At 72.2% G+C, this 24,118-nt stretch carries 19 protein-coding genes; 10 read left to right on the top strand and 9 right to left on the bottom strand.

Annotated features, from left to right (window positions below):
• Nucleotides 1-112: 112 nt before the first annotated feature.
• From ACFY9I_RS17110 to ACFY9I_RS17095, 4 genes are all read right to left on the bottom strand, one after another.
• A complete protein-coding gene (locus tag ACFY9I_RS17110; protein ID WP_391002325.1) occupies nucleotides 113-1,435 on the bottom strand; it encodes a sigma-70 family RNA polymerase sigma factor in 1,323 nt (440 codons plus the stop codon).
• A 214-nt stretch (nucleotides 1,436-1,649) separates the two neighbouring features.
• A complete protein-coding gene (gene dnaG, locus ACFY9I_RS17105; protein ID WP_391002323.1) occupies nucleotides 1,650-3,551 on the bottom strand; it encodes a DNA primase in 1,902 nt (633 codons plus the stop codon).
• 238 nt (nucleotides 3,552-3,789) lie between these two features.
• On the bottom strand, nucleotides 3,790-5,058 hold the full coding sequence (locus ACFY9I_RS17100; RefSeq protein ID WP_391002321.1) for an FAD-dependent oxidoreductase: 1,269 nt from the start codon (nucleotides 5,056-5,058) through the stop codon (nucleotides 3,790-3,792).
• Nucleotides 5,059-5,151: 93 nt separating this feature from the next.
• On the bottom strand, nucleotides 5,152-6,468 hold the full coding sequence (locus tag ACFY9I_RS17095; RefSeq protein WP_391002319.1) for a deoxyguanosinetriphosphate triphosphohydrolase: 1,317 nt from the start codon (nucleotides 6,466-6,468) through the stop codon (nucleotides 5,152-5,154).
• Between the two features lie 164 nt (nucleotides 6,469-6,632).
• On the opposite strand from ACFY9I_RS17095, the gene ACFY9I_RS17090 reads away from it, so the two are divergent.
• Complete coding sequence (locus ACFY9I_RS17090) at nucleotides 6,633-7,343, top strand: 2-phosphosulfolactate phosphatase (RefSeq protein ID WP_391002317.1); 711 nt, start codon at nucleotides 6,633-6,635, stop codon at nucleotides 7,341-7,343.
• Between the two features lie 18 nt (nucleotides 7,344-7,361).
• On the opposite strand, the gene ACFY9I_RS17085 is transcribed toward ACFY9I_RS17090, so the two are convergent.
• On the bottom strand, nucleotides 7,362-8,225 hold the full coding sequence (locus ACFY9I_RS17085; protein WP_391002316.1) for a CbiX/SirB N-terminal domain-containing protein: 864 nt from the start codon (nucleotides 8,223-8,225) through the stop codon (nucleotides 7,362-7,364).
• 364 nt (nucleotides 8,226-8,589) lie between these two features.
• On the opposite strand from ACFY9I_RS17085, the gene ACFY9I_RS17080 reads away from it, so the two are divergent.
• Both ACFY9I_RS17080 and ACFY9I_RS17075 read left to right on the top strand, forming a co-directional pair.
• The gene (locus ACFY9I_RS17080; RefSeq protein ID WP_391002704.1) at nucleotides 8,590-9,201 is read left to right on the top strand and encodes an ElyC/SanA/YdcF family protein; all 612 of its coding nucleotides are present in this window, start codon (nucleotides 8,590-8,592) and stop codon (nucleotides 9,199-9,201) included.
• A gap of 308 nt (nucleotides 9,202-9,509) precedes the next feature.
• The gene (locus tag ACFY9I_RS17075; protein ID WP_391002314.1) at nucleotides 9,510-11,840 is read left to right on the top strand and encodes a molybdopterin-dependent oxidoreductase; all 2,331 of its coding nucleotides are present in this window, start codon (nucleotides 9,510-9,512) and stop codon (nucleotides 11,838-11,840) included.
• Nucleotides 11,841-12,034: 194 nt separating this feature from the next.
• On the opposite strand, the gene ACFY9I_RS17070 is transcribed toward ACFY9I_RS17075, so the two are convergent.
• From ACFY9I_RS17070 to ACFY9I_RS17060, 3 genes are read right to left on the bottom strand one after another with little or no spacing between them, the layout of a single operon-like run.
• Nucleotides 12,035-12,541, bottom strand: a complete 507-nt coding sequence (locus ACFY9I_RS17070) for a gamma-glutamylcyclotransferase (protein WP_391002312.1) — start codon at nucleotides 12,539-12,541, stop codon at nucleotides 12,035-12,037.
• Complete coding sequence (locus ACFY9I_RS17065; RefSeq protein ID WP_391002310.1) at nucleotides 12,519-13,397, bottom strand: TIGR03943 family putative permease subunit; 879 nt, start codon at nucleotides 13,395-13,397, stop codon at nucleotides 12,519-12,521. Before ACFY9I_RS17065 ends, ACFY9I_RS17070 begins: the two co-directional genes overlap by 23 nt.
• On the bottom strand, nucleotides 13,394-14,425 hold the full coding sequence (locus tag ACFY9I_RS17060; RefSeq protein ID WP_391002308.1) for a permease: 1,032 nt from the start codon (nucleotides 14,423-14,425) through the stop codon (nucleotides 13,394-13,396). Before ACFY9I_RS17060 ends, ACFY9I_RS17065 begins: the two co-directional genes overlap by 4 nt.
• Nucleotides 14,426-14,736: 311 nt before the next feature.
• Between ACFY9I_RS17060 and ACFY9I_RS17055 the strand changes: the two genes are divergently transcribed.
• The 4 genes from ACFY9I_RS17055 (at nucleotide 14,737) to ACFY9I_RS17040 (ending at nucleotide 18,651) form a co-directional block, all read left to right on the top strand.
• Nucleotides 14,737-16,554 (top strand): sigma-70 family RNA polymerase sigma factor, encoded by a 1,818-nt coding sequence (locus ACFY9I_RS17055; protein WP_391002306.1) that lies wholly within the window; start codon nucleotides 14,737-14,739, stop codon nucleotides 16,552-16,554.
• 36 nt (nucleotides 16,555-16,590) lie between these two features.
• Entirely contained in the window at nucleotides 16,591-16,758 is a 168-nt protein-coding gene (locus ACFY9I_RS17050; protein WP_391002304.1) for a hypothetical protein, read from the top strand.
• Nucleotides 16,759-17,289: 531 nt separating this feature from the next.
• Nucleotides 17,290-17,820, top strand: coding sequence for a hypothetical protein (locus ACFY9I_RS17045; RefSeq protein ID WP_391002302.1), 531 nt, complete (start codon nucleotides 17,290-17,292; stop codon nucleotides 17,818-17,820).
• Between the two features lie 174 nt (nucleotides 17,821-17,994).
• The gene (locus ACFY9I_RS17040) at nucleotides 17,995-18,651 is read left to right on the top strand and encodes a class F sortase (RefSeq protein ID WP_391002300.1); all 657 of its coding nucleotides are present in this window, start codon (nucleotides 17,995-17,997) and stop codon (nucleotides 18,649-18,651) included.
• Between the two features lie 80 nt (nucleotides 18,652-18,731).
• Here the strand turns inward: ACFY9I_RS17040 and ACFY9I_RS17035 are convergent, their stop codons facing one another.
• Complete coding sequence (locus ACFY9I_RS17035; protein WP_391002298.1) at nucleotides 18,732-19,517, bottom strand: TSUP family transporter; 786 nt, start codon at nucleotides 19,515-19,517, stop codon at nucleotides 18,732-18,734.
• A 386-nt stretch (nucleotides 19,518-19,903) separates the two neighbouring features.
• On the opposite strand from ACFY9I_RS17035, the gene ACFY9I_RS17030 reads away from it, so the two are divergent.
• Genes ACFY9I_RS17030 through nirD form a run of 3 tightly spaced genes read left to right on the top strand, consistent with a single transcriptional unit; the run spans nucleotide 19,904 to nucleotide 24,068 of the window.
• The gene (locus ACFY9I_RS17030) at nucleotides 19,904-21,121 is read left to right on the top strand and encodes an FAD-dependent oxidoreductase (RefSeq protein WP_391002296.1); all 1,218 of its coding nucleotides are present in this window, start codon (nucleotides 19,904-19,906) and stop codon (nucleotides 21,119-21,121) included.
• Nucleotides 21,121-23,721: a nitrite reductase large subunit NirB gene (gene nirB / locus ACFY9I_RS17025; protein ID WP_391002294.1), complete on the top strand. Its 2,601-nt coding sequence runs from the start codon at nucleotides 21,121-21,123 to the stop codon at nucleotides 23,719-23,721. Before ACFY9I_RS17030 ends, nirB begins: the two co-directional genes overlap by 1 nt.
• Nucleotides 23,718-24,068, top strand: coding sequence for a nitrite reductase small subunit NirD (gene nirD / locus ACFY9I_RS17020; RefSeq protein WP_391002292.1), 351 nt, complete (start codon nucleotides 23,718-23,720; stop codon nucleotides 24,066-24,068). Before nirB ends, nirD begins: the two co-directional genes overlap by 4 nt.
• Nucleotides 24,069-24,118 lie beyond the last annotated feature (50 nt).

Below are 24,118 nucleotides of genomic sequence, written 5' to 3'. Positions count from 1 at the left end.
CCTGGAAAGGAGGGGCTGCGCCCCCTGCTTTCATCGGCCCGCGGGGAACTGCGCGAACAACCACACCACCCGCGTCCGCCGACGCACCAGCTCCCGAGGTCTTTCGCGGGTGTCAGTCCAGGTAGCCCCTCAGTTGGTCGGCGAACGCGTGGTCCCTCAGTTTGTTCAGGGTCTTGGACTCGATCTGCCTGATGCGTTCGCGGGTGACGCCGAAGATGCGGCCTATCTCCTCCAGCGTGCGGGGGCGGCCGTCGTCCAGGCCGTAGCGCAACTGGACCACCTTGCGTTCGCGTTCGCCGAGGGTGGAGAGGACCGCTTCGAGGTGCTCCCTGAGCAGCAGGAACGCGGCGGACTCCACGGGACTCGTCGCGTCGCCGTCCTCGATGAGGTCGCCCAGGGCCACGTCGTCCTCCTCGCCGACGGGGGCGTGCAAGGACACCGGCTCCTGGGCGAGGCGGAGTACCTCGCTGACGCGTTCGGGGGCGAGGTCGAGATGCGCGGCCACTTCCTCCGGGGTGGGCTCGTACCCCCGCTCCTGGAGCATCCGGCGCTGGACACGGACGACCCGGTTGATCAACTCGACCACGTGGACGGGGACGCGGATGGTGCGGGCCTGGTCGGCCAGGGCGCGGGACATGGCCTGGCGGATCCACCAGGTCGCGTACGTCGAGAACTTGTAGCCGCGCGCGTAGTCGAACTTCTCGACGGCGCGGATGAGGCCGAGGTTCCCTTCCTGGACCAGGTCCAGCATGGTCAGACCGCGTCCGACGTAACGCTTCGCCACGGAGACCACGAGCCTCAGGTTCGCCTCGATGAGGCGGCGCTTGGCCATGCGGCCCATGACGACCAGGCGGTCGAGGTCGAGGGCGAGCCGGGTGTCGAGGGCGTGGGCGCGGCCCAGCTTCTCCTCGGCGAAGAGGCCGGCCTCGACGCGGCGGGCCAGTTCCACCTCCTCCGCCGCCGTGAGCAGGGGGATACGGCCGATCTCCCGCAGGTACTGGCGGAACAGGTCGGAGGACGGGCCGCTGGTGTCCGGGCGGGCGCGCGGCAGTTCCACGAGCTCGGGGGGATCGGCAGTTCCCAAGGCCTCCACCACGGCGGCGGGCGGCTCCTCGGGGTCGGGCGGGGGGCCGTCGGGGGCCGCTTCGGGGTGGTGCGCGGCGCGGCTCTGGGCGGGCACCGCGCTGATGACGTCGGGCTCCTCGTCCGGCTCCGCGCCGTCGGTACTCGGGGCGGTACTGATGTCGTTCTGTATGAGGGTCTGGGTCTGCACGGGGGCGACCTCCAGGAATGTCGCTGCTGAGGAGTACGGCAGCGGTACGTCGGGGATGGCACGGGCGGTCTCGCCGCCGTCCATCCCGTACTCATCGAGCGGAACCGCGGGGGTCTCGGACCCGTGGGGGACGGGTCGGCCGCGCTCCGAGGACTCAGGCACCGGAACCCAGTGTGGAGTACGACACACAGCCGCCACGAGGGGCGTGCGGTGACTTTTTGCGTCCGGTCCGTGACCCCGCGGTCACTCTGCCGTACGAGCGCGCTGCCGACAGGGCCCTTAACCGCTGGGAGGCGTGGCGAACGGGGTGGCTCCGGCGCGGGATTGGCATGTGCGCCGGGGACGTGCGCCTCCGGGGGCGCCGACCCGCACGCCCTCAGAGCGCCTCCGCGCCCCGCTCCCGCAACGCCTGGTCGTACTGCTGGAGAACCCACAACTCGTTCTGTACGGCGGCCAACTGGGCCGGGTCGCCCTGGGCGGCCGCCCGGGCCAGGCTGCTCTGGACGTCGCGCACGCGGCGCTCGACGGCCCGACGGCGCACGGTCACGAGCTGTGCGCCCGCGTAGACCTCGTCGACGCTCTTGCGCATGATTGCCTCGACCGCCAGCTCCGTCACCATGGCCCGTACCGTGTCGTCCGGCGCCGCCTCGCGGACCCGGACCAGGTACTCCTGCGGGTCCTCGGCGCCGTACTCGACACCGCCCGCCTCGATGATGGCCAGGCGGACGGCCGCGTACTGCTCGGCGGTGAACTCGTCGACCCCGTAGGCGTCGAAGGCGGGGGCGACCAGCTCCGGTCGTTGGAGGGCCAGTTTGAGGAGTTCGCGCTCGGTGGCGAACACCGGGTTGCGCAGCGTGAGGGCCGGGCCCGAGGGGGGACGGACGGTGGACTCGTACGGCCGGGACGGGCGCTGCGAGGCGGGGGCGGGGCCCTGGCCGCCGCGCTCGCGGGCCCAGCGGGCCAGCTGGGCGACGCGCTTGACGACGAACTGGGTGTCCAGGATGCCGAGCATGCCGGCGAGTTGGACGGCGACCTCGTGCTGGGCGCCGCTGTTCTTGATGCGGGCCACGATCGGCGCGGCCTCGTCGAGGGCGGCGGCGCGGCCGACCGGGGTCTCCAGGTCGTAGCGGGCGACGATCTGGCGGAGCGCGAACTCGAAGAGGGGCGTGCGGGGTTCGGTCAGCTCGACCACCGCGTCGTCGCCTTTCGCCAGGCGCAGCTCGCACGGGTCCATGCCGTCGGGGGCGATCGCGATGTACGTCTCGGCGGCGAACTTCTGGTCGTCCTCGAAGGCGCGCAGGGCCGCCTTCTGGCCGGCCGCGTCGCCGTCGAAGGTGAAGATCACGCGGGCCGAGCCGTTGTCCATCAGCAGCCGGCGGAGGATCTTGATGTGGTCACCGCCGAAGGCCGTGCCGCAGGTCGCGATGGCCGTGGTCACCCCGGCGAGGTGGCAGGCCATGACGTCGGTGTAGCCCTCCACCACGACGGCCCGGCTGGCCTTGGCGATGTCCTTCTTGGCGAGGTCGATGCCGTACAGCACCTGGGACTTGCGGTAGATCGCCGTGTCGGGGGTGTTGAGGTACTTCGGGCCGTTGTCCGCCTCGTAGAGCTTGCGGGCGCCGAAGCCGACCACGTCTCCACCGATGTCCCGGATGGGCCACATCAGGCGGCCCCGGAAGCGGTCGATGGGGCCCCGGCGGCCCTCCTGCGCGAGGCCGGACAGGAGCAGTTCCTTGTCGGTGAAGCCCTTGCCGCGCAGGAAGCGGGTCAGGTGGTCCCAGCCCTGGGGGCTGTAGCCGACGCCGAAGCGGACGGCGGCGGCCTGGTCGAAGCCGCGCTCGGCGAGGAAGATCCGGCCGGTGTCGGCCTCGGGGCTGGTGGCGAGCTGTTCCGCGTACCACTCGGCGGCGATCTTGTGTGCCTCGACCAGGCGGATGCGCTCACCGCGCTGGTGCGACGGGTTGTACCCGCCCTCCTCGTAGCGAAGGGTGATTCCGGCCTGCCCGGCGAGGCGCTCGACCGCCTCCGAGAAGGACAGGTGGTCGACCTTCATCACGAACGTGATGGTGTCGCCGCCCTCCTGGCAGCCGAAGCAGTGGAAGAGCCCCTTGCTCGGGCTGACCTGGAAGGACGGCGACTTCTCGTCATGGAACGGGCAGAGCCCCTTGAGGTTGCCCCCGCCCGCGTTCCGCAGCTGGAGGTACTCGGACACCACGGCGTCGATCGGGACCGCGTCCCGTACCGCCTTCACGTCCTCGTCATTGATCCGTCCTGCCACGCGGTGATTCTACGGGGGTCAGCTGACAGGGCCGGTGGGCACGATCCTGGGGCGTTCCCTGTGGAGCACAAGCGTGGACGGCCGATGCCCCGGACGGGCTGCGGTGACAACCCGATCTGCAGGCCGCCGCGGTAAGACCTGGTTCAGCAAGCGCGCACGTCGTGAGGGCGGCGTCGACCTCTGCCTTCTGTGGCGCCCCGCCGGTTTCGGCGGGGCGTTCGCCGATCTCGCAGCACACCTACTGGGCGCACAGACTCTCCAGTGACACGTGCGGGTCCGCCAGCGCCTCCGTGTCCACCCGGGACCGCGACCGGACCAGCCGCTGGATGGGATCCGTGACATCCCACACGTTCACGTTCATCCCGGCCAGCACACGGCCTTCCTTGACCCAGAACGCGATGAACTCCCGCTTCCCCGCGTCCCCCCGGATCACCACCTCGTCGTACGACCCGGGCGGGGCCCACCCCGAGTACTCCATGCCCAGGTCGTACTGGTCGGAGAAGAAGTAGGGCACCCGGTCGTACGTGACGTCCTGGCCCAGCATCGACCGAGCCGCGGCCGGCCCGCCGTTCAACGCGTTGGCCCAGTGCTCCACCCGCAGCCGGGTGCCGAACAGGGCGTGCGGGAAGGAGACGACGTCACCGGCGGCGTAGACGGCGGGGTCGGACGTGCGCAGCGCCGCGTCCACCACGATGCCCCCGCCATGGGCGCGGTCGGCGATCTCCAGCCCGGCGGCTTCGGCGAGGCCCACCCTCGGGGCCGCCCCGATCGCCGCGAGAACGTCGTGCGCCGGGTGCTCCTCCCCCGTGTCGGTCCGGGCGGCCAGCACCATCCCGTCCTGGCCGACGATCTCCGTGAGCCTCGCCCCGAAGTGGAAGCGGACGCCGCGCTCGCGGTGCAGCTCGGCGAAGAGGTTCCCGAGCTCGGGGCCGAGGACGCCGTGCAGTGGGGTGGGTGCCGGCTCCACGACGGTGACTTCCGCGCCGTACTCGCGGGCCGCGGCCGCCACCTCCAGGCCGATCCAGCCGGCGCCCGCGATCACGAGGTGGCCGTTGTCACGGCCGAGGGCGGCGAGGACGCCTTTGAGGCGCTCGGCGTGGGCGAGGCGGCGCAGATGGTGGACGCCCGCGAGGTCGGTGCCCGGGATGTCCAGGCGGCGGGGTTCGGCGCCGGTCGCCAGCAGCAGTTTGTCGTAGTGGACGAGGGTGCCGTCGTCACCGAAGCGGACCGTTTGGGCGGTGCGGTCGATGGCGTCGACGGTCTGGCCGAGGTGCAGCTCGACATCGTGCTGCGCGTACCAGGAGGGCTCGTGGACGAAGACGCTGTCGCGCTCCTCCTTGCCGAGCAGATAGCCCTTGGAGAGCGGCGGGCGCTCGTAGGGGTGGTCGCGTTCGTCGCAGATCAGTATCACGCGGCCGGTGAAGCCCTCCGCTCGGAGCGTCTCGGCCGCCTTCGCGCCGGCGAGACCGCCTCCGACGATGACGAATGTCTGATCCGCGTCGACCACTTGATGCCTCCTCTTGAGGGTGCGTCCACATGCGAGCGTCCCGCACAGAGCGTGATGCGGGAAGAGGGAGTGACCCGATCAGGCCACGGAGGGTCACGTGTCCGTGAACTTCCGCCCCGTCAGTCTCGCGTGCGACGAGCGGGCGGAGGTGTCGGTGAGGGAGGCGATCTGGTCGACGATCACCCGCTTGCGGGCACGGTCGTCCTCCGCCGTGTCGAACAGCGCGCGGAACTGGGGTTCGAGGCCTTCCGGCGCGCGGGCGGTGAGCGCCTCGGCGAGTTCGGCGACGACGATCCGCTGGTCGGCGCGGAGCCGCTCCTGCTCGGCCCGCTGCATCACGTACCGGTCGGCGACGGCCTTGAGGACCGCGCACTCCAGACGCGCTCCGCGCGGGACGACCAGCTCGGCGGCGTACCGGGTGAGGGGGCCGCTGCCGTACGTCTGCCGGGTGGCACCCTCGGCGGCGAGGCAGAAGCGGCCGATGAGCTGGCTGGTGGCGTCCTTCAACCGGGCCTGGGCGACGGCCGTCCCGTCGTACCCGTGCGGCCACCACTCCTGGTCGAGGAGGCGGTCGAGGGCCTCCGCCAGTTCGGCCGGGTCGGTGCCGGCGGGCACGTACCGGCCGCGCGCCACCTCGAACACCGCCTGCCGTTCGGGCTCCGCGTGCAGGCAGCCCGGGTCGATGTGGCCCGCGTGCAGGCCGTCCTCCAGGTCGTGCACGGAGTACGCCACGTCGTCGGACCAGTCCATGACCTGGGCCTCGAAGGTCGTGCTCGTGCCGGGGGCGTCCTTGCGGACCCAGTCGAAGACGGGGCGGTCGTCGTCGTACACACCGAACTTGGGGGACGTGGGGTCGGTGGGGTGCGCGCCGCGCGGCCAGGGGTACTTGGTGGCGGCGTCCAGGGCGGCGCGGGTGAGGTTGAGGCCGACGCTGACGAGTTCGCCGGTGGTGTCCGAGCGGACGAAGCGTTTGGGTTCGATCCTCGTCAGCAGGCGCAGGGACTGGGCGTTGCCCTCGAAACCGCCGCAGTCATCGGCGAATTCGTTGAGTGCCTGTTCGCCGTTGTGGCCGAAGGGCGGGTGGCCGAGGTCGTGGGAGAGGCAGGCGGCCTCGACGAGGTCCGGGTCGCAGCCGAGGGCCGCGCCGAGTTCGCGGCCGACCTGGGCGCACTCCAGGGAGTGGGTGAGGCGGGTGCGGGGGCTGGCGTCCCAGGCCGGGGTGCGGGTGCCCGGTGTGACCACCTGGGTCTTGCCGGCGAGCCTGCGCAGGGCGGCGGAGTGGAGGACGCGGGCGCGGTCGCGTTGGAAGGCGGTGCGGCCGGGGCGTTTGTCGGGCTCCGGGGCCCATCGTTCGGATGAGGAGGAGTCGTATGTGGTGGGGGATGCGGTGGGGGATGCGGTGCCTTCCATGACTCGACAGTAAGCGGGGGCGGTGACAAATGGGGGGCTGGTGGCCGAGAGGCCGTGTGCGGGTCACCCCGCCCGGCCCCGCCCCGCCCCGCCCCGCCCCGCCCTGAGTGATACCCACCACTCTCCGGGCGCCTCTGGGTCGGGCGTGCACGATCATGAGCCGAATGAACGCTCGTTTTCTTGGAATCGCCGACCTGGTCGAAACCCCGTCCGTGGCGGTCGTCGTCGACGTCATGCGTGCTTTCACCGTGGCCGCGTGGGCCTTCGCCCAGGGGGCGGAGAAGATAGTTCTCGCCGAGTCGCTGGACGAGGCCCTGGCGCTCAAGGCACGTCACCCGGACTGGGTGGCGCTCAAGGACGGGCCGCCCGCGCCCGGCTTCGACGCCGTCAACTCGCCGGGTCTGCTGCGGTCCGTCGACCTCGGCGGACGGACCGTCGTACAGAAGACCACTGCGGGGACGGTCGGCGCCCTCGCGGTGAAGGACGCGCCGCTGGTGCTGTGTGCCGGGTTCGTGGTCGCCGAGGCGACGGCTCGGCTCCTGCGGGCACGCGGGGGCGACGGTGTCACGTTCGTGGTCACGGGTGAGGACGGACGGGCCGACGAAGATCTGGCGTGCGCCCAGTACATCGCCCGGAGAGCCGCCGAGGCGGGGACGGACGCCCCCGAGGCGGCCGAGTTCCTCCGCCGCGCCGCGGCGTCGCGTGCCGCCGCCGAGCTGGCGGAGGGGGTGCGGCAGGGTGTCCATCCCGACGACGTCGCGCTCTGTCTCGAGCTCGACCGGTTCCCCTTCGCCATGGTGGCGGCCCTGGAAGGCGCGCTCATGGTCCTGCGTCCGTACGCCGCGCCCTCGCCGGCCGACGACGAGCCGGTCTGATCGTCCGCCCGCGTCGTCCTACGCCGTCGCCAGCGCCCGTTGGCCCGTCGGTCGCAGGGCCGCCGACGACTGGTCGTAGCGGTGCAGGATCAGGCTCGCCATCGCGGGGTGGGTGCCCAGCGGGGCCGACGCGATCCACGGCGCCACGTCCGCGCACTCCGTGGCGAAGCGGCCGGGGGCGGTGAAGTAGGAGGCCACGGCCGCTCGGGGGCGGCCCGCGGCGGCCAGGGCCCGCAGTGCGTCGGGGACGTTGGGGGCGGCGGTGGTGGCGTAGGCCGGGACCACCGGGACGCCCAGGCGTGCGGCGAGGAGCCGGGCGGTGCGGCCGGTGTCGACCTTCGACTCGGGGTCGCGGGAGCCGGCGGCGGCGAGTACGACGGCGCTGGTACGGCGGGTGGCGTCGTCCATGCGGGTGCTCCAGCCGGCCTCGACAAGTCGGGCGTGGAGGGCCTCCGCGAGGAGGGGGTGCGGGCCGAGAGGGGCCGCCACCCGGGCGCGTACACCTGCCTCCGCGACCATCTCGGGGATGTCCCGTTTGACGTGGTAGCCGCGGCTGAGGAGGAGGGGGACGAGGACGGCCTCCCGGTCACCGAGGGCGGCGAGGGTGTCGGGGAGCAGGGGCTCGTTCAGCTCGATGTGGCCGAGGTGCACGGAGAGGCCGGGGCGCTGCTCGCGGACGCGGTCCATGAGGGCGCGTACCGTCGCCAGGGCGCGCGGGTCGCGGCTGCCGTGCGCAACGAGGACGAGGGCGGGCCGAGGGGGGCGCCGGGTTCCGTCGCGGGAGACGAGGCTGAGCTGGGTGGCCAACTGATCACCGATCCGGTTCATGAGGTGCGCCGTACTGCCGAGGTGTGCGTTCGACTTGCTCGTCGTCGCCGTCATGCACCGATGGTGCCGGGAGGAGGTTGCCTCCCCGTTGCACGGTGGTGACGGGTGTTTACCAGGGCATCACGGGACGCCGTGAAGGTATGTGAACCGCCCCGACCTGGTGCTTTTCCTCATTCGAGTGAAACTTGTCACGCTGCGCGGTGAACCGGATCACCGCAGATGACGTCTTCGTTGGACGAGAGGACGGGCGCTGTGGGCGCCGTCGGAAACAAGCAGGACACATACGCAGGACACATACGCGGGGCACACGGCGGGGCGTACGTGAGTCCGAGGAACGGGGACTTCGGTGAGGCAGGTCTGGCGAGTCGTCCGGCTGCCGCGCACGCGCGCGGGGCGGCGGCGGGCCGTACAGGCGGCGATGCTGCTGTGCGTGCTGGCGCTGCTGCCGCCGACCTGGATGTTCACGGCGGCCGGCGACCGGCTGCGGACCACGGCCGACGTGCCGAGCACCGAGGTCGCGGTGGTCTTCGGCGCGGGACTGTGGCAGGGCGAGCCGTCCCCGTACCTGGCCCGGCGGCTGGACGCGGCGGCCGAGCTGTACCGCGCGGGCCGGATCAAGGTGGTGCTGGTCACCGGGGACAACAGCCGGAAGGAGTACGACGAGCCGGACGCGATGCGCGGCTACCTCACCGAGCACGGGGTGCCCGACGACCGCATCGTCAGTGACTACGCCGGGTTCGACACCTGGGACTCCTGCGTCCGCGCCAAGAGGATCTTCGGTGTGGACCGCGCGGTGCTGATCAGCCAGGGCTTCCACATACGCCGGGCGGTCGCCCTGTGCCAGGAGGCGGGCGTCGAGTCGTACGGAGTCGGTGTCCAGAACCGGCACGACGAGACCTGGTACTACGGCGCCACCCGGGAGCTCTTCGCCGCGGGCAAGGCCTCCCTGGACGTGCTGTTCGAGCCGGACCCGCACTTCCTCGGGCCTGAGGAACCGGGGGTCGAGCGGGCGCTGGCATCGGCGCGTTAGCGCCCGGCCGGTGCGGGGGACCCGGTCGTCTTCACGCGGAACCGCTCCCGGTCCCGAGTCCGCCCGCCCCTCCCGTCCTGCGCTTCGCCCGCCTACCCCGTCCTCTGACTCGCCCACCGCTGACCGGCGAGCCGTGCCGCCCGCCGGTGAGCGCGAGCCGTGCCGCCCGCCGGTGACCGGCGAGCCGTGCCGCTCGGGCCGCCGCCGGTGTTCCTCACGGCGGGCCAGGGGCCGCCGGGAGGTCCCCGTGCCGGTCGTGTAACGGGGAGCGTCCCGGGGCGTAACACGTCCGACGCACGCTGAGCGGTATGCCGAACTCCGCGACGCCCACCCACTGCCCGTACTGCGCCCTGCAGTGCGGGATGAACCTGACGCCCGGTGCGGACGGGACCGAAGGGGTCGTAGTGGTCACGGAGCGCGCGGACTTCCCGGTGAACCGGGGAGCGCTGTGCGGCAAGGGCCGTACGGCCCCGGCTGTGCTCTCGTCCCGGGTAAGGCTGACCAGTCCCTTGGTCAGAAGGGCGGGCAACCTGGAGCCCGCCTCCTGGGACGAGGCACTCGACCGGATCGCCGAGGGGCTCACCCGCACGCGGACGGAACATGGCCCGGACGCGTGCGGAGTGTTCGGCGGTGGCGGGCTCACCAACGAGAAGGCGTATCTGCTCGGCAAGTTCGCGCGGGTCGTGCTCGGCACCTCGCAGATCGACTACAACGGCCGCTTCTGCATGTCCTCGGCGGCGGCCGCTGGGATCAAGGCGTTCGGGCTGGACCGGGGGCTGCCGTTCCCGCTGGAGGACATCCCGAGGACGGGATGTGTCGTCCTCGTCGGGTCCAACCTCGCCGAGACCATGCCGCCGGCGCTGCGCTACCTCACCGAGCTGAAGGAGAACGGCGGCAAGCTGATCGTCATCGATCCGCGCCGCACGCGTACGGCCGAACAGGCCGATCTGCATCTCTCCCCCCGCCCCGGCACCGATCTGGCCCTCGCCCTCGGCATGTTGCACCTGATCGTGGCCGAGGGGCGGACGGACGAGGAGTACATCCGCGAGCGGACCAGCGGCTGGGAGGAGGCCCGGGCGGCGGCCATGGCGCACTGGCCGGAGTACGTGGAACGGATCACGGGGGTGTCCGTTCCCGAACTCCGCGAGGCGGTGAGGCTGTTCTGCGAGCCCGAGCACGCGATGGTGCTCACGGCGCGCGGTCCCGAGCAGCAGTCCAAGGGCACGGACACCGTCGGCGCGTGGATCAACCTCACGCTGGCGACGGGCCGGGCCGGACGGCCGCTGTCCGGGTACGGCTGTCTCACCGGGCAGGGCAACGGGCAGGGCGGGCGCGAGCACGGTCAGAAGGCCGACCAGCTGCCCGGCTACCGCAAGCTGGTCGACCCCGAGGCGCGGCGGCACGTCGCCGAGGTCTGGGGCGTGGACCCGGACAGCCTGCCCGGCCCGGGGCGTAGCGCGTACGAGCTGCTGGACGCGCTCGGCGGTGACATCAAGTCGCTGCTGCTGATGGCTTCCAACCCGGTGGTGTCGGCGCCGCGCGCCGCGCACATCGAGGACCGGATCAAGTCGCTGGACTTCCTCGCGGTGTGCGATGTCGTGCTGTCGGAGACGGCGGCGCTCGCGGATGTCGTCCTGCCGGTGACGCAGTGGGCGGAGGAGACGGGCACGACGACCAACCTGGAGGGCCGGGTGCTGCTGCGGCGGCGGGCGATCACTCCGCCCGAGGGTGTCCGCAGCGACCTGGAGGTCATGCGCGAGCTGGCCGACCGGCTGGGCGTCGAGAAGGGCTTCGCGACCGACCCCGAGGAGGTCTTCGACGAACTGCGCCGGGCCAGCGCGGGCGGGCCCGCCGACTACTCGGGGATCACGTACCGGAGGCTGGCGGAGGAGAACGGGGTGTTCTGGCCCTGCCCGGCGTCGGAGCCCGTTCCGGAACATGTTGCGGAACTTGTTGCGGAACACGGTGCGGAACCCGCGCCGGAAACCGTCTCGGATCCGACGCGGGCGCACACACCGGATCCGGCGCGGGCACACACGCCTATTCCGACGGCTGCAGACGCACCGATTCCGACGGCGGCAGACGCACCGGGTCCGGCCCAGGCGGGCGCACCCGCCTCGGCGCCGCTACCCGTGCCGGCCGCCCCGGAGGTCCACCCCGGCACACCGCGTCTCTTCCTCGACCGGTTCGCCACCGAGGACGGCCGGGCCCGGTTCGCGCCGGTCGCCCACCGGGCGATCGCCGAGGAGCCGGACGAGGAGTACCCAGTGCTGCTGACCACCGGGCGTGTGGTCGCCCAGTACCAGTCGGGCGCCCAGACCCGGCGGGTCGACGAGCTGAACGCCGCCGCGCCCGGCCCGTTCGTGGAACTGCATCCCCGGCTGGCCGAGCGGCTCGGCGCGGCGGAGGGCGACCCGGTGGCCGTGGTGTCCCGACGGGGCCGGGCCGTGGCCCCGGCTCGCATCACGACCGGTATCCGCCCCGACACCGTCTTCATGCCGTTCCACTGGCCGGGCGAGGGCCGCGCCAACACCCTGACCAACCCCGCCCTCGACCCCACGTCCCGCATGCCGGAGTTCAAGGCGTGCGCGGTGCGGGTGGAGGCGGTGCCATTGCGCACCGAGACCGGAAGATCGTAGGAGGCGACGAGCACGATCTCGCCCTCCTCGGCGGGCTCGGACAGATGGACGGAGCCTACGAAGCCGCCGTTCCGCTCGACGAACCCGGCGAGCCACGCCTCGACGTCGGGCCGGGCGTTCTTCAGGACGGTCTCGTTCAGGGGACGGCGTTCATGTGGGGGCTCCTCGGTAACGCTTCGCGCAGCCACCGCCGCTCAACCGCGCAGACGCCAGTCCCCGCTCTCGATCAGCCGTCCCCTGGCGCGGAGACCGGCCGCGACCGTCGGGGCGGCGACGTAGACCCAGGCCCGTACGACCGTGCCGTCGGCGAGGGTGGCCGCGCGTTCCACCCGCTCGTAGAGGTTGGCCGGGTCGCCCGGGGCGTACTCCTCCAACTGGTCCAGGGTGCGCAGGAGTTCGGCGTAATGCTGGGGGTGGGCGGTGACTATCTCACCGCTCACTGTGCGCGCTCCCCTGCCCCTCCCGCCCGCACCGCCACCGCCACCGCCACCGAGGTTTTCCACCGCGTACGGGTAGCCGGGGCCGTCGTAGAGCGCCATGCCGGGCATCCTGGCCGGTTCCTCCGTGAGGGTGCGGCCGCGCAGGAAGAGGTCGTGGTTGGGCTCGCCTGGGCGGAGGGTGCCGTAGACGAAGAAGGGGAGCACCGTTGTCGTCTCTCCTGCCCCAGGGGACGGGACGTCAGCGGGTGACGGGAAGGGCATCGGCGTACGCGTTGGGCGGTCGGGGGGCCTTCTCGACGGTGTGGGCGTCGACGGCGGCCCCGGCGGAGCTCGTGCCGAGGGTGCCGGAGGGGTGCCAGGTGCCGGTGAGGGTGACCCAGGTGTCGGCGGGCGGGGGCGGAGCGCCGTGGACGCGTACCTTCACGAACTGGGCGTCGGCGGCACAGCAGCTGACGATGGCGCGGGTCAGGTACCAATCGGCGTTCCCGTCGTCGCCGCCGTCCTCGGCCGAGGTCGAGTTGTCGGGGGTGACGAAGCCGGTCATCTCGACGGTGCGGCCGTCGATGGCCCGATCACGGTCCTGCTGCACCCGGCGGGTGAAGTCGGTGAGCGTGATCGGGAGCGGTGAGGTCTTCGGCAGGGGGTCGAAGTCGTCCTGGTCGGTGACCGTCACCGCCTTCGGTGCCTCCCGGGACGCGGTGTACGCGCCAATGGCCGGTGGGGCGTAGAAGAGCAGGCTCAGCGCGGGGAGCAGCAGGAGCCAGGCGACTCGGGGTGGGGTGGAGTGGTCGTGACCGTGGTCGTGGTCGTGACCGTGCTCGTGGTCGTGGCCTCCGTGGTTGGGGTCGTGGCCTCCGTGGTTGGGGTCGCGGCTGTGGTCGTCGGTGGCTGCGACAGTGCCGGTGTCGTCGTCGGCTTTCTGTTCGTCTCTTTCGCCTGGTCTCCACAGGGACCAGGCCTCCGCTGCGCCCAGGACGAGCAGCAGTGCGCCCGAGGCCACGAGGAGGGGGTGCATGCCCTCCTTGACGTATCTCAGGTAGTCGTCGGTGACGACGGTGGCGTGCAAGAGGCCGAGTCCGCTGAGGAGGAGCAGGAGCGCCTGGAGGGGGCGTTTCACAGGAGTACGGCTCCGATCAGGACGCTGCACAGGATCGCGACGACGGTCGTCGCGGCGGAGAAGCGGACCGCGAAGGCCCGGCCGAAGGTGCCCGTCTGCAGGGCGATCAGCTTCAGGTCGACCATGGGGCCGACCACCATGAAGGTCAGCCGCGCGGTGGGTGAGAAGCCGGTGAGGGAGGCGGCGACGAAGGCGTCCGCCTCGGAGCACACCGAGAGGAGGATGGCGAGCGCGGCGAGGAACAGTACCGACAGCCAGGGCGAGTCGGCGAAGGTGTCGAGCACGGTGCGCGGGACGAGCACATTGAACGTGGCCGCCGCCATCGCGCCGACGACGAGGAAGCCGCCCGCGTGCAGGAAGTCGTGCTGGAAGCCGGTCCTGAACTCGTTCCAGCGGCTCTGCCCGGGCCGGTGCCCCGTGTGCCGCGCGACCGGCTTCAGCCACTCCGCACGCCCCAGCCAGAGCCACAGCCAGCCCATCGCGGCGGCGGTGACAAGGGAGGCGAGCAGCCGGGCCAGCACCATGGCGGGGCTGCCGGGGAAGGCGATGGCCGTGGCGGTCAGGACGATCGGGTTGACGGCTGGGGCGGAGAGGAGGAAGGCGAAGGCGGCGGCCGGGTCGACTCCGCGACGGATCAGGCTCTGCGCGACCGGCACCGAGGCGCACTCACAGCCCGGCAGTACGACTCCGGCGGCACCGGCGACCGGGACCGCGAGCGCCGGTTTCCTCGGTAGGACACGGGTGAACACCCGCGCCGGGACGAAGGCGTTGATGGCACCGGACAGGGCCGTGCCGAGCAGCAGGAACGGCAGCGCCTGCACGGTGATGGAGAGACACACGGTCCGCCACGCCTGGACCGCCGGCTCCTCCATCCCCCGGCCCACCGCGAACAGCACGACACCGGGGACGACGGCCGCGCCGAGGAGCAGCAGGGGCCAGTGGCGGGGCCAGGCGCGGCCGTCTTCCGGCTCGGCGAGGGGTCTTGCCCCCAGCCCTGTCCGGCCGGCCGTTCCGTCTGTCGTCTGCATGTACCCACTCCGAATGTCCGGACGATCGGATCGAACATAGCGGGCGCTCCGGATCGGCGTCTCAGACCTCGCCCAGGAGGGAGGTGAGGCCGTCGTCGAGCGCCGATTCCAGGTCCTCGCCGCCGAGCGCGACGACGGCGTACGAGCGGTGCAGGAAGAGTCGACCGCGGCCAAGCCCTCATGTGTTACGCCGTGTTCACGGTTACCCGCTGTGACGCGTGTCACTTTGTGTGATTGCTTGAGATTTTCGTCATCCCTACATACAAAATCGTCCTCATCCCATCAGCAGGCGACTGGAGAACGTTCCCGCCATGACCGACGGCCCGTCCGGGCCCGCGACCGCCGCAAGCGCTCCAAGTAGCACGAGCGCCACGCGTGCCACGAGTGCCACGAGTGCCACGAGTGCCACGAGTGCCACGAGTGCCACCACCGTCGCGTACACCCGGATCTACGAGGAGCAGCATCCGCGGCTCGTCGCGTACGCACGCTCCCTCACCCGGAACTCCTGGACCGCTGAGGACCTCGTCGCCGAGGCTCACTTCCGGGTGTGGCGGCGGCTCTCCGGGGGCCATGAGATCGACAACGTGCCCGCGTATCTGATGACGACGGTGCGGCATCTGGCGGCGGCGGTCGGCTCCAGCGCCGCGCGCGAGACACCGCTGGATCCGACTGCTCCCGAGCGGGTCGAAACCGATGTCCGGGTAGCCGACGCCGCCGACCCCGCCGAACAGGTCTCCTCCGTCGATCTGCTGGTGCGGGTGCTGGGCCAGCTGCCCGAGCGGTGGGTGCGGGCTCTGTGGCTGGCAGAGGCGGAGGGGCAGCCGCTGGAGACGGTCGGGCAGCGCATCGGCGCGAAGCAGGGCGCGACGGCGGTCCTGCTGCACCGGGCGCGCGAGGGGATGCGTCAGGCGTTCCTGCGGGAGCAGCCCGGGGCGCCGATCGACCCGGCGTGCCAGGTGCGTTGGGGGCGTATGCCGGCGTATGTGCGCGGTACCGCGACCGCTCGGCAGTCCGAACAACTGCTCAGCCATGTGGACGTGTGCGACGACTGCCGGGCGCGGCTGGCCGTGCTGATGCGCACGAACGACCGGCTGCCCGCGCTCGTCGGTCCGGCTCTTCTGGTGTTCGTCGTGGGCGGGGGCGGGGCCAAGGTGCTGACGGCCCTCACGGGGGGCTCCGCCGGTACGGCCACGGTGTTCGGTTCCGCGGGTGGGGTGAAGGTGCCCACTGTGGCGGCGGTCGGTGCGGCTGCGGCTGCCGCCGCCGTCGTGGCCGGCGTCGTCCTCGGGCCCCTCGACGCAGGGGCGGGCCCCGCACGACGAGCCCCGGTCGCGCAGGCACCGGCACCGCACCGCCCCGAGGCCGCCCCGTCTCCCGACGCCGTCCAGCACCGGGGCGCGATCACGGACGCGGCGGTCTCGCCCCGGGTGGAGCGGGGCGAGCTGGGGGTGGCTGCGGCTGAACCGCCGGGCGGTGGGGAAGCCGGGGGCGAGGCAGTGCGGGTTGCGGAACCCGACGGGGGCAAGGAGCCGAGGGCCGAGGGGCCGGGGGCCGAGGAGCCGAGGGCCGAGGAACCGAGGGCCGAGGAGCCGAGGGCCGAGGAGCCGAGGGCCGAGGGGCCGAGGGCCGAGGGGCCGGGGGCTGCGGAGCCCGGCGGCGATGAGCGGACTCGGCCTGTGGCGGAGCCGCCGGTGGAGGTGGCGCCGCCGGTGGAGGTGGCGCCGCCGGTGGAGGTGGCGCCGCCGGTAGAGGAAGCCCCGCCGGTAGAGGAAGCCCCGCCGGAGGCCGAGCCGCCGGTAGAGGAGACCCCGCCCGTCGCGGAACCACCTGCGGAAGAGGCCCCACCCGAAGCCGAACCCCCCGTAGAAGAGGCCCCACCCGTCGCGGAACCACCTGCGGAAGAGGCCCCACCCGAAGCCGAACCCCCCGTAGAAGAGGCCCCACCAACGGCTGAACCACCTGTCGCGGAACCACCCGTTGTGGAGCCTCCCGTCACGGAACCGCCCGTCGTGGACGTGCCCGTTCCGCCGGAGGGGGTTGAACCGGGGACCGAGTACCCTGCGCCGCCAGAGGACCCGTCGCCGGAGCCTCCAAGGGGTGGGCCCTGGGGGCCTGGAGGCGGTTGCTGATGACGTCGGTTTCGCGGCGCCTGACACACTCGCCCCGTGTTGGATGCCGAGGAGTTCTGGGCCTTGGTGGACGAGGCGTGCGCCGAGGTTGACGCGCTGGGGCTGGACTTCGACGATCGGCGCGCGGCGATCGAGCGCGCGTGCGAGGAGGGGCTGGTGCGCCGCACGCCCGCCGAGATCGTCGAGTTCTCCCTGCGTCAGTGACAGCTGCGCGACCATGCCTACCGGTACGACCTGTGGGCGGCGGCGCACCTCATCGAGGGCTGGTGGTTCGACGACGCGCCCGACCGGAGACAACCCCTACCGCGAGGGTGACCAGCAGGGCGACTGACGCCCTGCACCACACCCGGTCCCTGCCGCTCCAGGGGCGTCGCGAGGTGCAAGGGCAGCACTGGGTGACGCCCGCCTGTGCGCCCCGGCGGGGACGGGCCCGCCCCCGACCACGCACGGGAGCCCTTCAGGCCTCGCCGCCTCCCTCCTGCCGGCAGGCCGCCCGCGCGCCCCGGTCACCCGTTCACACCCCCGCCCGTCACCCGGGACGTCCCCTTCCTCCGCGATTCCCGCGCCCACCCCTGTGACCTGCCCAAACGCCCCACAGTCAGGTCCCTCCCCACCCCTCCCCACCCCTCCCCTGACACCCATTCACCTCATTCCTGACAACCCATCAGGAAGCGCGTCGGGCCGAGAGCCACTTTGCTCGGAAGGGAACGGAGGACTCTCGGAGGAGGCTGCACGATGCGACGTACCGCCCGGCCGCTGGCCACGACCGCGCTCGCCCTCGCGTTCGCGGCCCTCGGCGGCGCACCCGCGTACGGCGGGGCGGGCACCGGGCGGCTCGAAGTCTCCCCCGCCGCCGTCGTCCCCGGCGACGAGGTCACCGTCGCCACGGCCGCGTGCGGCGCCGACGGTGCCGCGACCGGGGACGCCGGCGCGGTCGGCGCCGGGCCCTTCCCGCTCGCCCCCGACGCCGGGCAGGGGCGGCTCGGCGGGCGGTTCGAGGTACCGCCGAGCGCGCAGCCCGGGACGTACGAGATCGTCGCGACCTGCGCGGACGGGGCCTCCCGGGCCACCGGCGACCTGGTCGTCTCGCTCACCGGCACGCGGAGCGGGCCGCCGGCGTATCCGAGAGGAAGTGTGAAGACGGGGGTCGGGGGCGCACTCGGTCCCGACCCCGTGCAGGCCGCGGCGGGTGTGGCGGCCCTGGCCGTCGCCGCCGCGGGCGGTACCTGGCTCCTGCATCGCCGGGCGAGAGGCGACGGGATCTGACGGACACCCTCCGCCGTCCGTCCGCCGGTACCGCCGTCCCCTCCTCCCCTCCGGGCCCGACGCCCCTCGGCCCGGAGGGGAGGAAGAGGGAGGAAAAGGAAGGAAAGGGAGGAAGAGGGCCTCCAGTGCGGGACCTCCCGCCCTACGGGGCCGTCCGTTCGTGAGGAGGAAGCTGTGCGTCGGGTCTCCAATGGCGTCATAGCCGGGGTCACCGTGGTGGCCCTCTGTTCGGGCGCGTGGTTGCTGCGCAGCGGGACCGCCTCGCACGCGCCGCCGCAGCCGTCGGCCGCGCAGGCCCTCGATCGATCCGGGAGTGCGTCGGGCACGTGGAGCCAGTCGGGGGACGGCGGGCCGGTAGCCGCCGCGCTGCCCCCCTCCCCGCCCGTGCGGATCCGCATCCCCTCCCTCCGCGTCGACGCGCCGCTCATGGGGCTCCGCCTCACCCCCACCGGCAGCCTCGACGTCCCGCCCGCCGAGCAGGAGAACCTCGCGGGCTGGTACGAGGCCGGCACCACCCCGGGCGAGCGGGGCACCGCGATCGTCGCCGGGCACGTCGACAACGCCGACGGTGCCGCCGTCTTCTTCCGCCTGGGCGCGCTGCGGCGGGGCGCCACCGTCGAGGTGGACCGGCGGGACGGCGGCACCGCCCTGTTCACGGTGGATGCGGTTGAGGTGTACGACGCTCGGAACTTTCCCGACGAGAAGGTGTACGGGGCCGCGTCGAGGCCCGAGTTGCGGGTCATCACCTGCGGCGGCGGGTACTCCCGGACGACCGGCTACCAGGGGAACGTGGTCGTCTTCGCCCATCTCACCGGGGATCGTGTCGGCTGATCACCGACCCGCGAACCGCCCCCCTGACCCAGCCCCGCGACGTGCGACCTCCGCCCCAGCCGCCCGACGCCCCCCGGCCCTCACGCCACCCACTGCTCGTACCCCATCTTCGCCACCAGCGTGAACACGACCGTCAGCAGCACGACGCGGACGAAACCGCTGCCCTTCTTGAGGGCGGTGTGGGCGCCCACCGTCCCGCCGACGAGGTTGAAGACCGCCATCAGGGCCGCCAGTTGCCAGTAGACCGTCCCCTTCCAGGCGAAGGTGGCCAGCGCGCCCGCGTTGGTGCAGCAGTTGACGATCTTGGCGGTGGCGGAGGCCGTGACCAGGTCGAGGTGGAGGACGGCCGTCAGGGCCAGGACCAGGAACGTGCCCGTGCCGGGGCCGACGAGACCGTCGTAGAAACCGATGCCCACTCCCGCGAGGCCGATCGCGGCGAGGACGCGGCGCGCGGAGACCGGGCCCGTGCCGGGGGCCGTGCCGAAGGAGGGGCGCAGGATCACGAAGGCGCCCACGGCGAGCAACACCACCATCACCACCGGCTTCAGAACCTCGGTGCTCATGCCTGCGGCCACGAAGGCACCGGCCGTCGAGCCCGCGAGGGCCGCGAGGCCGATGCGTACGGCGATCCGCACGTCGACGGGGGTGCGGCGGGCGTACGTCACCGCGGCGCCCGTCGTGCCGACGATGGCTACGGCCTTGTTGGTGCCCAGCGCGTACTGGGCGGCCGAGGCGCCGTTCGGCAGGCCGAGGAGAAGGGCGGGGAGGAGCAGGAGCCCGCCGCCGCCCACGACCGCGTCGATCCAGCCGGCCGCGAGGGCGGCCACGCAGAGGACGACGACCATGGTCAGCGATATGTCAGGCATGTTCGCGACCCTATGCGGTGGGATGGGCGCGCCGTGCATCGACCTGAGGGTCTTCTGAGGTTGGGCGCCGTTGCTTCTCCTCCCCCGGCCGGTCCGCCCCCGGGCCGGCCCGCCCCTGATGTTTCGCCCCGCCCCCCGCCCGACGTGACCTACGGCACGCACCCCGCCGCAGCCCCGCCCCACCCCCACCCTGCGCCGTCCTCCCGTATACGTCCGCATCACCGCCGTATCGCCAGGTCAGCAGCGTGATCGTGGGCCTCCTCACACCCCACCCGGGGCTTGTGGAAACCCCTCACACTCCACTCGGGGCCGCAGGGAGGGCAGCGTTCCTCGTGGGAAACAGATGCGATGCGGTCGGGTAACACCGGCACCGCACGCTCAAGGACATGACCTCGAATGAGCGTGTGGTGGTGATCGGCTCCGGCCTCGCGGGCGTACGTCTCGCCCGGCGGCTGGGAGAGCTCGGCATGCCCGCCACCCTGGTGGGTGAGGAGGAGCACACACCGTACAACCGGGTGCTGCTCGCCGAAGTCCTGGCCGGGCGGTACGCGCCCGAGGTCATCGCGCTGCCTGCCCCGGCCGAGCTGACGCGTGGCCGGGTGGTCCGCATCGACCGCGAGACGCGAGCCGTACATCTCGCGGACGGTGCGGAGATCGCGTACGACAAACTGGTCCTCGCGACCGGCTCCAACCCGGTGCTGCCGCCGCTGCGCGGTCTCTGGGACCCGGAGCGGCACGAGTTCCCCGACGGTGTGCACGCCTTCCGGACCATGGACGACTGTCTGGGTCTGTCGAAGGCGGTGCGGCCGGGTGTCCGGGCCGTCGTCATCGGCGGCGGGCTCCTCGGGGTCTCCGCCTCCCGCGCGCTCGCCCTGCGCGGCGCCCAGGTGGTCCTCGCCCAGCAGGGCGAGCGACTGATGGAACGTCAGCTCGACCCGTCCGCTTCCAAGTTGGTGCGTCGGCACCTCGCCGACCTCGGCGTCGAGGTGCACACCGAGACACGCGTACGTGCGGTGCGCAGCGTCGGCGGGACCGTGCGGTCGGTGTCGATGGCCGACGGGTACGCGCTCGACGCGGACCTGGTCGTCATCGCCTGCGGCGTCCACCCCCGTGTGGGTCTGGCCCAGGAGGCGGGGCTCGCGGTGCACAAGGGCGTCATCGTCGACGAGGAGCTGCGCACCTCCGACCCGCACATCCACGCGATCGGCGACTGCGCCCAGTTCGAGGGCACGGTCTACGGGCTGGCCACCCCGGCGCTCGAACAGGCCGACGTCCTCGCGGAGTTGCTGGCCGGGAACGCGAACTCCCGTTACAGCGGCACCCGCGCCCTGACCCGGCTGACGCTCGCCGGACAGGACTTCCTCGATCTCGCCGCGTTCGGCGAGCCCGAGCCCCGGCCCGGTGACGACGTCATCCAGCTCGCCGACGCCACCCGCGGCACCTACCGCAAGGTCGTCGTCCGCGACGACCGCCTGGTCGGCGGGGTGCTCGTCGGCGAACTCGGCACCGTCGGCGCGCTCGCCCGCGCCTGGGAGGGAGCAGAGCCGCTCCCCCAGAACGGCGCTCCTCTGCTCCACCTGCTCACCAACGATGGAGGCTCCTGATGACCGCCACCCTGGGGGCCACCCCCACGATCGTGCTCGTCGGCCACGGCATGGTCGGCCAGCGCTTCCTCGAGGCGCTCGCCGAGCGCGGCCTGACCGCCACGCACCGCGTGGTCGTGCTGTGCGAGGAGCCGCGCCCGGCGTACGACCGAGTGGCGCTCACCTCGTACTTCGCGGGCAAGACGCCCGAGGACCTCTCCATGACCGACATGGAGTTCATCGAGACGCACGGTATCGAGCTGTTCGTCGGCGACCCGGCGGAGACGATCGACCGCGAGGCAAGGAAGGTCACCGCCCGCTCCGGTCAGGTCTTCGAGTACGACATCCTCGTCCTCGCCACCGGCTCGTACCCCTTCGTGCCTCCGGTCCCGAACAAGGACGCCGAGGGCTGCTTCGTCTACCGCACGATCGACGACCTGCTCGCGATCGAGGAGTACGCGAAGAACGTCGAGGTCGGCGCCGTGGTCGGCGGCGGTCTGCTCGGTCTTGAGGCGGCCGGCGCGCTGAAGGGCCTCGGACTCACCTCGCACATCGTGGAGTTCGCGCCCCGGCTGATGCCGGTGCAGGTGGACGACGGCGGTGGCGCCGCGCTGCTGCGCACCATCGAGGAGATGGGGCTGAGCGTCCACACCGGTGTGGGCACGCAGGAGATCGTCGTCGGTGAGGACGGCGCGGTCACCGGGATGAAGCTGTCCGACGGCTCTGAACTCGCCACCGGCATGGTGGTGTTCTCCGCCGGTGTCCGCCCCCGCGACCAGCTCGCCCGCGACTGCGGTCTGACGGTCGGCGAGCGCGGCGGCATCACCGTCGACGAGCAGTGCCGGACCGTCTCCGACCCGCACGTCTTCGCGATCGGCGAGTGCGCGCTGGCCTCCGACGGCCGGGTGTACGGCCTGGTGGCCCCCGGGTACGAGCAGGCCGAGACGGCCGCGGCCACCATCGCGACGGACGAGGCGGCCTTCACCGGCGCCGACCTGTCCACCAAGCTGAAGCTCCTCGGCGTCGACGTGGCCTCCTTCGGTGACGCGCACGGCGCGACCGCCGACTGTCTGGACGTCGTGTACTCCGACTCCCGCTCGGGCGTCTACAAGAAGCTGGTCATCGGCCGCGACGGCGAACTGCTCGGCGGCATCCTGGTCGGCGACGCGGAGGCGTACGGCACGCTGAAGGCGTTCACGGGCTCGGTCCCGCCGGTCTCCCCCGAGTCGCTGGTGCTGCCGGCCGGCGCCGGAGGCCCCGTCCAGCTCGGCCCGACCGCGCTGCCGGACGACGCGATCATCTGCTCCTGCAACAACGTCCGCAAGGGCACGATCCGCGACGCGGTCACCGAGCACAAGTGCACCACCGTGCCCGAGGTGAAGAAGTGCACCAAGGCCGGTACGACGTGCGGCAGTTGCGTCAAGGTCCTCGGTCAGCTCGTCACCGCCGAGCTGGAGGCCGGCGGTGTGGTCGTCGACAAGGGCCTGTGCGCCTGCTTCTCGCAGACCCGCGAGGAGCTGTACGAGATCGTCCTCGCCCTGCGCATCAACACCTACCAGGACCTGCTGGACCGGTACGGCCGCGACGAGGCCAAGGGCGGCGACGGCTGCGAGACCTGCAAGCCGGCGGTCGCCTCGATCATCGCCTCCCTCGCCCCGACCATCGGCGCGAGCGGCTATGTGCTGGAGGGTGAGCAGGCGGCGCTCCAGGACAGCAACGACCACTTCCTGGCCAACCTCCAGAAGAACGGCTCGTACTCGGTCGTTCCGCGCATCCCCGGTGGTGAGATCACTCCCGAGGGCCTGATCGTGATCGGCGAGATCGCCCGCGACTTCGGTCTCTACACGAAGATCACCGGTGGTCAGCGGATCGACATGTTCGGCGCCCGCGTCGAACAACTGCCCGTCATCTGGACCCGGCTGGTGGACGCCGGCTTCGAGTCGGGCCACGCCTACGGCAAGTCGCTGCGGACGGTGAAGTCCTGCGTCGGCCAGACCTGGTGCCGTTACGGCGTCCAGGACTCGGTCCGCATGGCGATCGACCTGGAGCTGCGCTACCGGGGCCTGAGGTCGCCCCACAAGCTCAAGTCGGCGGTCTCCGGGTGCGCCCGCGAGTGCGCCGAGGCCCAGTCGAAGGACTTCGGCGTCATCGCCACCTCCAACGGCTGGAACCTCTACGTCGGCGGCAACGGCGGCGCCACCCCGCGCCACGCGGACCTGCTGGCCCAGGACCTCACCGATGCCGAACTGATCAAGCTGATCGACCGGTTCCTGATGTTCTACATCCGCACGGCGGACCGCCTGGAGCGCACCTCGACGTGGCTGGAGCGGATGCCCGGCGGCCTGGACCACGTCCGTGACGTGGTCGTGGAGGACTCCCTCGGGATCTGCGAGGAGCTGGAGTCCCTGATGGCGGACCACGTCTCGCACTACGCCGACGAGTGGGCCTCCACCATCAACGACCCCGAGAAGCTCGCCCGGTTCGTGTCCTTCGTCAACGCCCCCGACACCCCGGATCCGGTCGTCGGCTTCGTCCCCGAGCGCGACCAGATCAAGCCCGACCTGCCCCTGCTGTCCATCGGCCTGCGGCCCGCCGATGTCCTGGAAGGAAGCGCCCGATGACCCTCGCCCCCGAGAAGATCGACGTCAAGGTCCAGTTGCGGCTGGCGGACGGCTGGTTCACGGTCTGCGACCTGGACCTGCTGATCCCGGGCCGCGGCGTGGCCGCCCTGCTCCCCGACGGCAACCAGGCCGCGCTGTTCCTCGACCGCGCGGGCAAGCTGTACGCCGTCGACAACCGCGACCCCTTCGGCGGCGCCGCCGTCCTCTCCCGCGGTCTCACCGGCACCCACCAGGGCCGCCCCTTCGTCGCCTCCCCGCTCCTGAAGCAGCGCTTCGACCTGGAAAACGGGCAGTGCCTGGACGACGAGACGGTGAGGATCACGACGTACGAGGTGCGAGCGGCCTAGCCCGTCGTCGCCGCCGACCAAGCACCGCCGACCGAGCACCGCCGACCGGT

Source organism: Streptomyces sp. NPDC012510 (assembly GCF_042955065.1).
GTDB lineage: Bacteria > Actinomycetota > Actinomycetes > Streptomycetales > Streptomycetaceae > Streptomyces.
Note: the sequence above shows the minus strand (reverse complement) of the source record. Positions and strands in the feature narration are given on the sequence as shown.

What these genes read in the sequence shown, in the direction of transcription:
- ACFY9I_RS17035 (WP_391002298.1), bottom strand. Translation starts at nt 19,517, where the DNA reads ATGCCTGACATATCGCTGACCATGGTCGTCGTCCTCTGCGTGGCCGCC.
- ACFY9I_RS17080 (WP_391002704.1), top strand. Translation starts at nt 8,590, where the DNA reads ATGCTGCTGTGCGTGCTGGCGCTGCTGCCGCCGACCTGGATGTTCACG.
- ACFY9I_RS17070 (WP_391002312.1), bottom strand. Translation starts at nt 12,541, where the DNA reads ATGCCCTTCCCGTCACCCGCTGACGTCCCGTCCCCTGGGGCAGGAGAG.
- ACFY9I_RS17090 (WP_391002317.1), top strand. Translation starts at nt 6,633, where the DNA reads ATGAACGCTCGTTTTCTTGGAATCGCCGACCTGGTCGAAACCCCGTCC.
- ACFY9I_RS17030 (WP_391002296.1), top strand. Translation starts at nt 19,904, where the DNA reads ATGACCTCGAATGAGCGTGTGGTGGTGATCGGCTCCGGCCTCGCGGGC.
- nirB (WP_391002294.1), top strand. Translation starts at nt 21,121, where the DNA reads ATGACCGCCACCCTGGGGGCCACCCCCACGATCGTGCTCGTCGGCCAC.
- nirD (WP_391002292.1), top strand. Translation starts at nt 23,718, where the DNA reads ATGACCCTCGCCCCCGAGAAGATCGACGTCAAGGTCCAGTTGCGGCTG.
- ACFY9I_RS17055 (WP_391002306.1), top strand. Translation starts at nt 14,737, where the DNA reads ATGACCGACGGCCCGTCCGGGCCCGCGACCGCCGCAAGCGCTCCAAGT.
- ACFY9I_RS17085 (WP_391002316.1), bottom strand. Translation starts at nt 8,225, where the DNA reads ATGACGGCGACGACGAGCAAGTCGAACGCACACCTCGGCAGTACGGCG.
- ACFY9I_RS17095 (WP_391002319.1), bottom strand. Translation starts at nt 6,468, where the DNA reads ATGGAAGGCACCGCATCCCCCACCGCATCCCCCACCACATACGACTCC.
- ACFY9I_RS17045 (WP_391002302.1), top strand. Translation starts at nt 17,290, where the DNA reads ATGCGACGTACCGCCCGGCCGCTGGCCACGACCGCGCTCGCCCTCGCG.
- ACFY9I_RS17060 (WP_391002308.1), bottom strand. Translation starts at nt 14,425, where the DNA reads ATGCAGACGACAGACGGAACGGCCGGCCGGACAGGGCTGGGGGCAAGA.
- ACFY9I_RS17075 (WP_391002314.1), top strand. Translation starts at nt 9,510, where the DNA reads ATGCCGAACTCCGCGACGCCCACCCACTGCCCGTACTGCGCCCTGCAG.